This window comes from Flavobacterium sp. (assembly GCF_044348915.1).
Lineage (GTDB): Bacteria > Bacteroidota > Bacteroidia > Flavobacteriales > Flavobacteriaceae > Flavobacterium.
The window spans coordinates 1-13,193 of the sequence record NZ_JBIKRX010000011.1; the positions used below are offsets into that span (position 1 = coordinate 1).

A 13,193-nucleotide genomic window follows, 5' to 3' on the forward strand; every position below is an offset into this window, starting at 1 on the left:
CCAATTTTTGGATTCAAAATAGGCTTCTTTGAAATTTGTGTCAACATCATTAAGGCAAAAACTGAACAGGCAAGAATAGTACACATCGACCAATGTACACCAATAAAAGTAATCGAAAATCCTGCAAATGCTGGCCCAACAACAGCTCCAATTTGCCAAACCGAACTGCTCCAAGTGGCTGCATTTGGATAGGCTTTTTTAGGAACAATTAAAGACATCAGCGAAAAGATGGTTGGCCCCAAAAAAGCACGAACTAATCCACCCAAAAAGACCAAAAAATAAATAGAATACAAAATGGTGTCGGTTGACCAATCACTGACCACTCTAGGCCAAGTCAATAAAAACAAGCCAAAACTAATAATAGAAAAACCTAAAATACATTTTACAAGCATTCCTTTTTTCTCTTTCTGATCTACAATATGTCCAGCAAACAAAGCCATCCCAATTGCAGGTATTACCTCCATTAATCCAATCATGCCTAACGAAAGAGCACTTTTGGTCAAACTATACACTTCCCATTCAATGATGATAAACTGCATTGACCAAGCAAAAACCATGGCAAATCGCATCAACAAAAACATATTGAATTCTCTGTATCGCAAAGCTGCGTAGGCATCTCTAACTTTAACTTCCATACTTTTAATTTATATCTTTCAATCGCAATTGAATAGTAGTTTTACCATTCCATTCATTTTCATCGATGCAATAGACCGCATCAAACGGCTTCTTATTTTTAGTCAATTCAATTTTAATTCCTAATCCAAAACCAATTGCCGCCATTCCTTCCGAATTAATCTGACGTACAAAAAGTTTTAAATGTTCATTTTCGGCTCCCAATTGCTGCGCGTAACCTGTGTCATTTACATTTTTAGTCACAAAAACAGGCGTCATATTCTGCGGTCCATAAGGTTCAAATTGTTTCAAAATCCGAATCAATTTTGGCGTAACATCGGATAGTTCTATTTCAGCATCTATCGAAATTTCTGGCGTTAGCATATCGGGATGAATGGTTCTCTCGACTTCTCTTTCGAATGCATTTTTGAAAGCCAAATAGTTTTCTTCCTTCAAAGTCATTCCCGCAGCATACATATGTCCACCAAATTGTTCCAAATGTTCCGAGCAAGCTTCTAAGGCATTATAGACATCAAAACCTTTGACCGATCTGGCCGAAGCGGCATATTTGTCACCACTTTTGGTAAAAACCAAGGTCGGACGATAATAGGTTTCTATCAATCTCGAAGCCACAATTCCAATTACACCTTTGTGCCAATTTTCTTGAAAAACCACTGTCGTAAAACGTTTTTCTTCATTATTTTCCAGAATTTGACCCAGTGCTTCTTTGGTAATTTGTTTGTCTAAATCTTTCCGTTCCGAATTATAGGCTTCGATTTCTGATGCAAATTGTTGGGCTTGTTCAAAATCAAATTCCGAAAGCAGTTCGACAGCGTGATTACCGTGTTTGATTCTTCCCGCTGCATTAATTCGGGGAGCGATTATAAAAACAACATCGGTAATATCTAAGGTTTTCTTTTTTACCTGATGAACCAAAGCTTTGATTCCCGGCCTCGGATCTGCATTGATTACTTGCAAACCAAAATAAGCCATTATTCGATTTTCTCCCGTCATCGGAACGATATCTGCTGCAATTGCCGTAGCCACCAAATCCAAATAAGAAGTCAAATCTTCGATGGTTTGATTTCGGTTTTCACCCAAGGCTTGAATAAGTTTAAAACCAATGCCGCAACCGCACAATTCATCGTAAGGATAGCTACAATCTTCCCTTTTGGGATCCAAAACTGCAACCGCTTCGGGCAAAGACGCTCCTGGTCGGTGGTGGTCACATATGATAAAATCAATGTTTTTTTCTTTGGCGTAAGCAACATGATCGATGGATTTTATACCGCAATCCAAAGCAATAATCAACGAAAAACCATTATCATCGGCATAATCAATTCCTTTGAAAGAAATGCCATATCCTTCGTCATAACGATCTGGAATGTAAGTCGCAACATTTGGATAATAAGTCTTCAAATACGATGAAACCAAGGAAACAGCCGTGGTTCCATCGACATCATAATCTCCAAAAACGAGAATATTTTCGCCGTTTTCAATCGCCAATTCGATACGCTCGACCGCTTTATCCATATCTTTCATCAAAAATGGATTATGCAAATCGGCTAATGTGGGACGAAAAAACAGTCTGGCTTCTTCGTAAGTTTCAATCCCTCGCTGCACTAGTAAAGTGGCCACAAATTCCTCGACTTTCAGAGCTTCAGCAAGTAATTTTATCTTTTCTTCAGCAGGTTTTGGTTTGAGAGTCCAGCGCATATTTGATTTACTAATTAGGGTTTCGTGATATGGACAAATTTAGTTTAAAATAGCTAAATAATGTAAACATTGCGGAAATTAACCGCAGGTTCGCAGATTAAAAAAATTAATAACCTGCGTGGGGCAGATCCTGCGAGATTTGACAATGTGCGTCACAAAACACATAAATGTAAACACAAAAAATCTACGTAATTTCAGCTTTCGGATAAAAAATTAAAAAATAATCTGCGAATCTGCGGTAAAAAAAATTACAACTAAAGTAAAATCGCAGTACTTTTGAGTACATCTTTTTAAAAAAACCAAATGCAAGTTCAAGGACAAATTGTTGACATCGAAAATCGACGCATTTATGCTGGGGAAATCACGGTCGAAAACGGAAAAATCACTTCAATTATTGAAAAAAATCACGATATCAAATCCTTTATTCTTCCTGGATTTATCGATTCTCATATTCATATCGAAAGTTCGATGCTTGTTCCTTCTGAATTTGCAAAAATTGCCGTGCTGCACGGAACGATTGCCACAATATCAGATCCGCACGAAATTGCCAATGTTTTAGGCGCAGCGGGTGTATATTATATGATTGAAAACGGCAAAAAAGTGCCGTTGAAATTTCATTTTGGAGCGCCTTCTTGTGTTCCCGCCACTCAGTTTGAAACCGCAGGAGCGATAATAGATTCAGACGGAATCAAGGAATTGATGTCTTCGCCCGATATTTATTATTTGGCGGAAATGATGAATTATCCCGGCGTTTTATTTGACGAAGCAGAAGTTTTGAAGAAAATCGAATGGGCCAAACATTTCGGCAAACCTGTTGATGGTCACGCTCCTGGATTGCGAGGCGAACCCATAAAAAAATACATTTCTGCTGGAATTACTACCGACCACGAATGCTTCACTTACGAAGAAGCCGAAGAGAAACTATCGCTCGGAATGAAGATTCTCATTCGCGAAGGAAGTGCCGCCAAAAACTTTGAAGCGTTAATTGATTTACTTCCTGAAAACCACGAAAATATGATGTTCTGTTCCGACGACAAACATCCCGACGATTTGATTGTGGGACACATTAATTTGCTTTGTGCGCGTGCTGTTGCCAAAGGAATTGATGTTTTCAAAATCTTGCAAGCCGCTTGCGTGAATCCTGTGAATCATTACAAAATGAACGTGGGATTGTTACAAGAAAACGATGCTGCCGATTTTATCGTGGTTGAAGATTTGATTAATTTTAAAGTAAAACAAACTTATATCAATGGAGAATTAGTTGCTGCTAATGGCGAATCGTTTGTGGCACCTATTCCGTTTGAAACTCCCAATAATTTCAATATCACTTCCAAAGAAATCAGTGATTTTGCCGTTTTGGGTTCTGGCTCAAAAATTAGAATTATCGAAGCTTTAGAAGGACAATTGATTACTAATGAAATTCATCATAAATCATTAATCATTGATGGGCAACTAGTTTCAGACACGGAAAATGACATCTTGAAAATGGCTGTCGTGAATCGTTATGAAAACACAAAACCAGCGATTGCTTTCATCAAGAATTTTGGCTTGAAAAAAGGGGCGATTGCTAGTTCTGTGGCGCACGATTGTCATAATATTGTGGTCGTGGGAACTTCAGACGAGGAAATTTGCAATGCAGTGAATCTAATTATAAAAAATACGGGTGGAGTTTGCGCCGTGAATGGTTTCAAAAACAAAATGCTGCCCTTGCCAGTTGCTGGAATTATGAGCGACAAAAATGGCTGGGAAACCGGAAAATTATATCAGGAAATTGATGCTATGGCAAAAGAATTGGGCAGCAATTTGAAAGCACCTTTTATGACGCTTTCGTTTATGGCTTTGCTAGTTATTCCCGATTTGAAATTATCCGATAAAGGATTGTTTAGCGGAAATACATTTTCATTTGTGGACTTGGAAGTTGTCTAACCATATAAGGCATTTAAGGTCATTTAAGTAGAAATTATTTAACCACAAAGTTCACAAAGAAGGCACGAAGTTCACAAAGATTTTATTGTATTTTTTGTTCATTTAGACGAAGGAGAAATCGCATTAGTTGCTCTCGTTGTGTGATTTCTCCTTCGTCGAAATGACAAACTTTTTAAGCTTTCAAAGTCAAAGCTTCTCCAGCAAACCTAATCCCATCCCAACCTAATTTTATAAAATTGCGAATGTTTTGGTGATTTGTTCCTTCTGGATTTCCTAATACTTCTTCAAAATAATAGGCTCCAAAACAAGCTAATGTTTCTGTCTGAGTTAAATTTTGCAATTTGGCAAAAGCAAATAATTTACAAGAACCTGAGTTTTGTCCAGCTTCATTATGTTGTGTTCCATTATCGAAAGCCGTTGGCGTAAAATCGTAATTTTCCTCAATAACGGCAATGGTTTTTGGGAATGTAATGGTGTTTGGTGTTTGTTTTAACTTTTTTAAAAAAGAAGTGATACTCATTATGTAATTTACCTTGTGTATGATTAAGTAGAATAGGTTTATTTTTGTTTCAAATGTTTAAAGATTTTATAGAAGATCAAGTATTCAACGAAAAGTAAAAAAGTAAAAATTATGCTTAAAAATAAAGTATACATTTCAAAAACAAAACTAATTCCTCCAATTCTTAAATCGGGTTCATTGTAAATTTCAAAAATCATATAAATATTCAAACCCAAATAAAATATTACATTTGAAAAAAAAATAATTTTCCCATTTTTTAAAATATTTTGATTAAAAAGTCTATAAATAAAAAACCAAATTATTGAAACTACAATTTGTAATAACAAAAAATTAGCCATTAAACTCATGAAAATTTCTTGATTATATGATTTATGCATTATTTTGACGATTTACCCGCAACCACAACTACGATTTCTCCTTTTGGTAATTTATTTTCAAAATGGGTCAATACTTCACGCACCGTTCCTCGGACATTCTCTTCGTGCAATTTTGACAATTCTCTTGAAACACAAATTTGTCGGTCTTCGCCAAAATAGGTAATGAATTCAGCCAAGGTCTTGACCAATTTATGTGGAGAAACATATAAAATCATTGTACGTGTTTCTTCGGCGAGAGCCAAATATCGGGTTTGTCTTCCTTTTTTTTCTGGCAAAAAACCTTCGAAAATGAATCTGTCGTTCGGCAAACCACTGTTGACCAAAGCGGGTACAAAAGCCGTGGCTCCTGGCAAACATTCCACATCAATTTTGTTTTCTACACAAGCCCGAGTGAGCAAAAATCCAGGATCGGAAATCGCCGGCGTTCCCGCATCCGAAATCAAAGCAATGGTTTCGCCCGCTTTCAATCTCGAGATTAAATTCTCAACGGTCTTGTGCTCGTTGTGCATATGATGACTGTGCATATGAGTGCCAATCTCGAAATGTTTGAGCAATTTTCCGCTGGTGCGCGTGTCTTCAGCAAGAATCAAATCGACTTCTTTGAGAATTCGAATCGCGCGAAAAGTCATATCTTCGAGGTTGCCAATGGGCGTTGGAACTATATATAATTTACCCATTCGAGAATTTTTTCTCAATAATTTCCATAAAGCGTTGTTCGTATTCTTCTTTACCTACCCAATCTTCATAATCAGGTTTTACCATATCTAAGATAAAATCTTTGGCTTCCGAAAAATTATCATAAGTTATCAATTGATTTAAAACTCGAGTGTAATCTTCCTCGCTATTGCCAAACAGATTTTTTACAAAACCAATTCTATCATTCAAATCAATGTTTATTCCCTGGGATAACTTTTCATTCAAAGAAACTATTTTTGACTCAACCGCATCGGCATTATTTGTCTCCGGTTTCTCAAAATTTAATTCTGGCTCAAGCTCCAATGGACTTTCGATTACAATTGTTGTTGGAATATTCTCAAGTGGATCCACTTTTACAAAATGTGTAGCGTCAAAGTTGCCTCCTAAAAAATCCTCGAACGAAATCTGCACTGCTTCGGCTTTTTTAGGTTCAGAAACCTCCTCTTCATCTTCGATATCTAATTCAAAAGCAGGCATGAAACTAATTTCGTTCGCAGGAACGGCTGCTTCTTCAGCAAGTTCCTCCCCTTCTCCCTCTTCGTCAGGCTCTGGTTCGTTAAATTCAAGTTCGTTCGATGCTGCTATTTCATCATCAACAATTTCATCATCATTGATTTCTTCTAAATCCTCTTCTGCTTCAACAACATTTTCGACAACTGCCTCTAGTTTTGACATTGCAGGTTTCACCTCGGCCAAATGATTTTCTTCGAAAAATTGCTTCATTTTCGCTACTACTTCTGCTTGTCCAATGGTAGGTTTGGCCCCCTCAAAATGTTCTTCTACAAATTGCAAAACAGTCAGTTTTTCATATAGTTTCCTTGTTTCAATGCACAATTGATTGATGTCGGATTTGTTTTTCATCTGCAAAACTCGATGTGCAATACTAATTAAGTCGGCTTCCAATTTTTTCTTCATAACTTTTGAAATTATAGTGAGTAGGGTGTGTCTTTTTTAATAAATTTGTTTCTTTACAAAGTAATAAAAACAATTCCTTTTTAAAGGCAGAAAAATACAAAATGTTTCTCGAAAATACAGTAAATCATAAAGAACAATTTGGTTGGATCGAAGTTATATGCGGTTCAATGTTCTCGGGTAAAACCGAAGAGCTTATTCGCAGACTCAAGCGCGCGCAATTTGCTAAGCAAAAAGTAGAAATTTTTAAGCCTAGTATTGATACTCGCTATCATGATGAAATGGTGGTGTCTCACGATGCGAATGAAATTCGTTCCACGCCAGTTCCAGCGGCGGCCAATATAGCCATTTTGGCTCAAGGTTGCGATGTAGTTGGTATTGACGAAGCCCAATTTTTTGATGACGAAATCGTGAAAATTTGCAACGATTTGGCCAACCAAGGCATACGTGTGATTGTTGCAGGATTGGATATGGATTTCAAGGGAAATCCTTTTGGCCCGATGCCTGCCTTGATGGCTACCGCAGAATATGTAACCAAAGTGCACGCTGTTTGTACTCGCACAGGGAATTTGGCCAATTATAGTTTTAGAAAAACCGACAACGACAAACTTGTGATGCTTGGCGAAACCGAAGAATACGAGCCTTTGAGTCGCGCAGCTTATTTTTATGCGATGCAAAAGAGTGAGGAAAACCATAAATTAGTTGCTGAGAAAACGAACAAAAATCAAGAGTAAACCTTGAATTTATCTACTCACAATATCGAAAAAATCCTTCAAATCCAAAGTACTGAAGAGGGTTTCAATGGAACAATCGATAATGTATCTATTGATAGTCGTTCTTTGCAAAATAATGAAAAAACATTATTTTTTGCCTTAGTAGGCCCCAACAACGATGCACATATTTACATTTCATCCTTAATTGATAAAGGAGTACAAAATTTTGTCGTTACATACATTCCTGATGGATTATCAAACAAAGCTGCTTTTTTTGTTGTTGAGAATACCCTAGATTCCTTACAACAATTTGCGGCTTACCATCGAAACCTTTTTAAATTTCCTGTCATCGGATTGACGGGAAGTAACGGAAAAACAATTGTCAAGGAATGGTTAAACTTTCTTTTGAGTCCTGATTTCAACATCATTCGAAGCCCTAAAAGTTACAATTCTCAAGTTGGCGTTCCCTTATCGGTAATTGCGACCAACGAAATGCACAATCTAGGCATTTTTGAAGCGGGGATTTCCAAAATGAATGAAATGGAAAAATTAGAAACCATCATCAGACCAACTATCGGAATTTTGACCAATATCGGTTCGGCTCACGACGAAGGTTTTGACAATTTGGAGCAAAAAATCAAGGAAAAATTAAAACTTTTCAAACATTCGAAACTACTAATTTATCAAAAAAATAAAATAGTTGACTTATTTATTGCCCCAAAATTAAAATCATTTTCCTGGAGTTTCAGTGATGAATCTGCTGATGTATTTGTCGTTAAAAAAGTAATTGAAGACAAAACGATTTTGCAAATTCGCTATGAAAGAGATAATTTTGATGTGCAAATTCCTTTTCAGGATGAGGCTTCAATTGAAAATGCCATTAGCTGTTTAATGGTTTTTTTAAGTTTCAACTATGACCCGGAAACGATTCAAAATCGAATGAAATGGCTGTATCCCGTAGAAATGAGACTGAAAGTCAAAAACGGAATCAACAACTGTACAGTGATAGATGATAGTTATAGTTCGGATTTTCAGTCGCTGAAAATAGCCTTGGATTTTCTGGAAAGCCAAACTCAATTCAAAAACAAAACGATTATTCTTTCGGATATTTTCCAAAGCGGTTTGCCAAATGAAGCATTGTATTCGAAAGTTTCGCAGTTGATTACCTCTCATAAAATCGATAAGGTTATCGGTATTGGTGAGACTATTTCGGCATTCAAAAATAAATTTGACAATTGCGTAGTTTTTAAAAATACAGCTGATTTCTTTGAGTGTTTCAATACTTTGAATTTCAACAATGAAGCCATCTTAATCAAAGGAGCGAGACATTTTCAATTTGAAGAAATTGTCGCCGCCTTAGAAGAGAAAAAGCACGAAACAGCTTTAGAAATAAACCTCAATGCCATTAGTCATAACCTTAGTTTTTATAAATCAAAACTAAAACCCACAACCAAAATGATGGTAATGGTCAAAGCTTTTGGCTACGGAAGTGGCGGATTTGAAATTGCTAAACTTCTTGAACACCACAAGGTAGATTATTTGGGTGTGGCCTTCGCAGATGAAGGAATTTCATTAAAAAATGCTGGAATTACGTTGCCAATAATGGTCTTAAATCCAGAAACCACAAGTTTTTCGGCAATCATACAATATAAATTAGAGCCTGAAATATACAGTTTGAAAGGACTGAATGCTTTTCTTAAAATTGCCGAACAGCGGAATTTGAAACAGTTTCCTATTCATATCAAACTCGACACTGGAATGCATCGTTTGGGTTTTGAAGAAGAAAATATAGATGAATTGATTTCCGTTTTAAAAGATAATTCATTCGTAAGCGTCAAAAGTATTTTGTCACACATGGCTACGAGTGATGCTTTTGAATTTCGAGAATTTGCGCATTCGCAGATTGATTTATTCGAAAAATTGTCTGCAAAATTGATGATTGCATTACAAATAAGTCCTATTCGGCATATTTTAAACACTTCAGGAATTACTAATTTTCCACAAGCACAATACGATATGGTGCGCCTTGGCATTGGACTTTACGGGGTTTCCAATGATGCCGAAGAACAAAAATATTTGGAAAATGTAGGGACATTAAAATCGATCATTTCACAAATTAGAACCATTCAAGCAGGCGAAAGCGTGGGATATGGAAGACGGTTTGTTGCCAATAAGCCCACAAAAATTGCTACAATTCCTATTGGTTATGCCGATGGAATTTCGAGACATTGGGGAAATGGAGTAGGTTTTGTAACAATTAGTAGCCAAAAAGCAACCATCGTAGGTAGTATTTGTATGGATATGTTGATGGTAGATGTTACCGGAATTGGTTGTAAAGAAGGAGATTCAGTTGTTGTTTTTGGGCTAAATCCTAGCGTTTCAATGATTGCTGAGCAATTACAAACCATTCCTTATGAAATTTTGACTAGCATTTCACAACGGGTAAAACGTATTTTTTACCGAGAATAATAAAAATTTACTATTTTCGTAACTAGTTATTAATCAATAAACAAATATATTATGGGATTTTTTGCAGATTTTAAGGCTTCTTTGATGAAGGGAGACGTATTGAGTTTAGCAACTGCGGTTGTTATTGGCGGTGCTTTTGGCAAAATCGTGGGTTCGGCCGTAGATGATGTTATCATGCCTGTCGTGGGTTTGATCACTGGCGGAATCGATTTTACACAAAAATTCATCACGCTGGACGGAAATAGTTATGATAATCTAGCGGCGGCAAAGACTGCTGGCGCAGCGGTAATTACTTATGGTAATTTAGTGCAAGCAATCATTAATTTTGTCATCATTTCCTTTTTCATTTTTGTAGTTTTAAGAGCTGCTGAAAAAGCTAAAAAGAAAGAAGAAGCTGCACCTGCAGCACCTGCTGGACCAACACAAGAAGAATTGCTTACTCAAATTCGCGATTTGCTTAAAAAATGATACCGATTATGTTTTGCTTCGCCTATTCGCTATCGCTCGGGTCAATATAGTCCAATAATCCCGATTGCTATCGGGAGAACTATATTCAAACTATATCGGTATTATACAGGGAAATTATCTGATTTTTAGAGAATTACACAAAGTTTCAATTTCCGCTACATTATATATTCTAACTAAACCACGCCCAAAAGCGTGGTTCTTTTTTATAATTGTTGTAAATGTAACATTTTGTTATTTTTTGTTAACGCCCTTGTTTTTGTTTAATTATTCCTTACTTTTGTATCTCAAAAAACAAAATAAATTTAAATATAATACTATGAAACTTGCAGTTGTAGGAGCCACTGGAATGGTTGGCGAAATAATGTTAAAAATAATCGAAGAAACTAATTTTCCATACACCGAATTAATTCTTGTTGCTTCAGAAAGATCTGTTGGAAAAGTAATCGAATTTAAAGGTCAAAAACACACCGTAGTCGGATTGCAAACCGCTGTTGATATGAAAGCGGACATTGCTGTTTTTTCTGCTGGTGGTCAAACTTCAATAGACTGGGCGCCAAAATTTGCCGCTGCGGGAACAACCGTTATCGACAATTCATCAGCTTGGAGAATGGACCCCTCTAAAAAACTAATCGTTCCTGAAATCAATGCATCGGAATTGACAAAAGACGATAAAATTATTGCCAATCCAAACTGTTCAACAATACAAATGGTTTTGGCTTTGGCTCCATTACACAAAAAATACAACATCAAGCGTGTGGTGGTTTCAACTTACCAATCAATCACTGGAACTGGGGTAAAAGCTGTTCAACAATTCGAAAATGAATGTGCAGGAATTGAAGGTGATATGGTTTACAAATACAAAATCAACCGCAACTGTATCCCTCAATGCGATAGTTTCGAAGCCAATGGTTATACCAAAGAAGAAATGAAATTGTCAAATGAAACCAAAAAAATATTAGGAGATAACAGTGTTGCTGTAACTGCAACTGCCGTTCGTGTTCCTGTAGTTGGAGGTCACAGTGAAGCTGTCAATGTACAGTTCAGCAATGATTTTGATGTAAACGAAGTTCGAACGATTTTGAGTCAAACCGAAGGCATTGTCGTTCAAGATAATTTAGACACTTTCACCTATCCAATGCCAAGATATTCTGAAGGTAGAAATGAAGTGTTTGTAGGTAGAATTCGTCGTGACGAAAGCCAAGCCAATACTTTAAATATGTGGATTGTTGCCGATAACTTGAGAAAAGGAGCCGCGACAAACACCATTCAAATTGCTCAATATTTGGTTGCACATAATTTAGTGTAAACCCAATAAGTTAATTTTTTCTAATCCGATTGATTTTACTTTATAGTAAAGTCAGTCGGATTTTGTTTTCGTATCTTTTAGATAAATAACAGATATTACTTTGTACGCTATACAATTCAATAAAAATTTCAATACATTTGTAAATAACCTTTTAAAAAGTAACATATGAAAAAAACTGCTTTAGTATTTGTTTTTGCACTATTATTGAATTTTGCAAATGTTTTTGGACAAGCCAGAAAGGAATTAAATTTTGGACTAGTAGGTATTAACTACGAAATTCCTGTTAGTAGAGATATCACTATTGCTCCCGGAGTAGGAACCAGCTTAGATCTGGATTGGATCAATTTAGGGGTAAAAGGAAACTATTATTTTGATAATTTGTTTGGAATTTCAGATGATGCATGGGATGTTTATGGTGGTGCTAATGTTGGTTATTCCATTTTTAATGGAGACGAAAACGGCAAGGATACAAGCGATATGAATTTTGGTCTTCAGTTTGGAGGGCGTTATTTTTGGAATGACAAATGGGGTTTTTATGTAGAAATTGCTGGTGGAAATATTTCTGGATTATCTCCTGGAATTGGATTAACAATGAAGCTATAAAAATCATTAACAAGACAATAAAAAATGCCTAAAGTAAATTTAGGCATTTTTTTATATATCCAAAAAACCTGAAAAAAATCAAAAATCCAAAATTTAATACTATTTATAATTGCTCTAATATTCTATTTTACCAATATGTCCCATAATACGGACAATTTTAGCTTTTCGGTTGTTGATGTAGGATGATGAACTTGTTGCAGAATATTTTCTTGGATTCGGTAAAATAGCTGCAATTCCCGCAGCTTGGGTTTTGGTAAGGCTTTTGGCGTCCTTTCGATACCAATGTTGAGTTGCAGCCTGAGCTCCATAAATGCCATTCCCCATTTCTATACTATTAAGATAGACTTCCATAATGCGCTCTTTGCCCCAAATCAACTCTATTAGAACAGTAAAATACGCTTCAAGCGCTTTGCGCAAATAACTTCGGCCTTGCCAAAGAAATACATTCTTGGCCGTCTGTTGCGAAATAGTGCTCCCTCCCTTAATTCTTCGGCCTCTTTCATTGTTCTTGTACGCTTTTTGCATCGCAGTAAAATCGAAACCATTATGCGTCAAGAAAGTTCCGTCTTCACTTGCAATCACCGCTTTCTGCAGATTATTCGAAATGTTTTCGATGGGTTCCCAATCGTGACTGAAGTAATTTTCCTTTCCTGCCGATATATTTTCTATGGTTCGAATCAGCATCAATGGTGTAAATGGCACTGGCACAAATTTAAAAACCACCACAAAAAAAATAGAACTTCCAAAAAACCACATGGCTGCTTTGAATAAAAACCGTGATAGCTTATTCTTGAAGGTATCTGCGTCTTTACTGGTTGTTTTCTTTGGTTTTTTTGACGTCATTTTTGTTGCCATTCTACTATATCTGAAATTTT

12 protein-coding genes are annotated in these 13,193 nt (G+C 36.3%); 6 read left to right on the forward strand and 6 right to left on the reverse strand.

Going from position 1 to position 13,193, the window contains the following annotated elements; genetic code table 11:
• On the reverse strand, positions 1–635 hold a 635-nt coding region (locus ACIQ1E_RS03325; protein ID WP_396168678.1), incomplete at its 3' end, for an MFS transporter.
• 4 nt (positions 636–639) lie between these two features.
• Complete coding sequence (gene recJ / locus ACIQ1E_RS03330; RefSeq protein WP_396168680.1) at positions 640–2,328, reverse strand: single-stranded-DNA-specific exonuclease RecJ; 1,689 nt, start codon at positions 2,326–2,328, stop codon at positions 640–642.
• Between the two features lie 303 nt (positions 2,329–2,631).
• Here recJ and ade point away from each other — a divergent pair, with 303 nt between their 5' ends.
• The gene (gene ade / locus ACIQ1E_RS03335) at positions 2,632–4,254 is read left to right on the forward strand and encodes an adenine deaminase (protein ID WP_396168682.1); all 1,623 of its coding nucleotides are present in this window, start codon (positions 2,632–2,634) and stop codon (positions 4,252–4,254) included.
• 172 nt (positions 4,255–4,426) lie between these two features.
• Here ade and ACIQ1E_RS03340 read toward each other — a convergent pair whose 3' ends face one another.
• The 3 genes from ACIQ1E_RS03340 to ACIQ1E_RS03350 form a co-directional block, all read right to left on the reverse strand.
• Complete coding sequence (locus ACIQ1E_RS03340) at positions 4,427–4,774, reverse strand: HopJ type III effector protein (protein ID WP_396168684.1); 348 nt, start codon at positions 4,772–4,774, stop codon at positions 4,427–4,429.
• 376 nt (positions 4,775–5,150) lie between these two features.
• Entirely contained in the window at positions 5,151–5,828 is a 678-nt protein-coding gene (rsmI, locus tag ACIQ1E_RS03345) for a 16S rRNA (cytidine(1402)-2'-O)-methyltransferase (RefSeq protein ID WP_396168686.1), read from the reverse strand.
• Positions 5,821–6,762, reverse strand: coding sequence for a hypothetical protein (locus ACIQ1E_RS03350; protein ID WP_396168688.1), 942 nt, complete (start codon positions 6,760–6,762; stop codon positions 5,821–5,823). The genes rsmI and ACIQ1E_RS03350 overlap by 8 nt, the downstream gene beginning before the upstream one ends.
• A gap of 101 nt (positions 6,763–6,863) precedes the next feature.
• Between ACIQ1E_RS03350 and ACIQ1E_RS03355 the strand changes: the two genes are divergently transcribed.
• The 5 genes from ACIQ1E_RS03355 (at position 6,864) to ACIQ1E_RS03375 (ending at position 12,318) form a co-directional block, all read left to right on the forward strand.
• Positions 6,864–7,493 carry a thymidine kinase gene (locus ACIQ1E_RS03355; protein ID WP_396168690.1) on the forward strand — a complete coding sequence of 210 codons (630 nt, stop codon included), beginning with the start codon at positions 6,864–6,866 and terminating at the stop codon, positions 7,491–7,493.
• 3 nt (positions 7,494–7,496) lie between these two features.
• Complete coding sequence (locus ACIQ1E_RS03360; protein WP_396168692.1) at positions 7,497–9,941, forward strand: bifunctional UDP-N-acetylmuramoyl-tripeptide:D-alanyl-D-alanine ligase/alanine racemase; 2,445 nt, start codon at positions 7,497–7,499, stop codon at positions 9,939–9,941.
• A gap of 51 nt (positions 9,942–9,992) precedes the next feature.
• On the forward strand, positions 9,993–10,409 hold the full coding sequence (mscL, locus tag ACIQ1E_RS03365; RefSeq protein WP_396168694.1) for a large conductance mechanosensitive channel protein MscL: 417 nt from the start codon (positions 9,993–9,995) through the stop codon (positions 10,407–10,409).
• 316 nt (positions 10,410–10,725) lie between these two features.
• Positions 10,726–11,715, forward strand: a complete 990-nt coding sequence (locus ACIQ1E_RS03370) for an aspartate-semialdehyde dehydrogenase (RefSeq protein ID WP_396168696.1) — start codon at positions 10,726–10,728, stop codon at positions 11,713–11,715.
• A gap of 165 nt (positions 11,716–11,880) precedes the next feature.
• Complete coding sequence (locus ACIQ1E_RS03375; RefSeq protein ID WP_396168697.1) at positions 11,881–12,318, forward strand: hypothetical protein; 438 nt, start codon at positions 11,881–11,883, stop codon at positions 12,316–12,318.
• Positions 12,319–12,432: 114 nt separating this feature from the next.
• Here the strand turns inward: ACIQ1E_RS03375 and mtgA are convergent, their stop codons facing one another.
• Complete coding sequence (mtgA, locus tag ACIQ1E_RS03380; protein ID WP_396168699.1) at positions 12,433–13,173, reverse strand: monofunctional biosynthetic peptidoglycan transglycosylase; 741 nt, start codon at positions 13,171–13,173, stop codon at positions 12,433–12,435.
• Between the last annotated feature and the right edge of the window lie 20 nt (positions 13,174–13,193).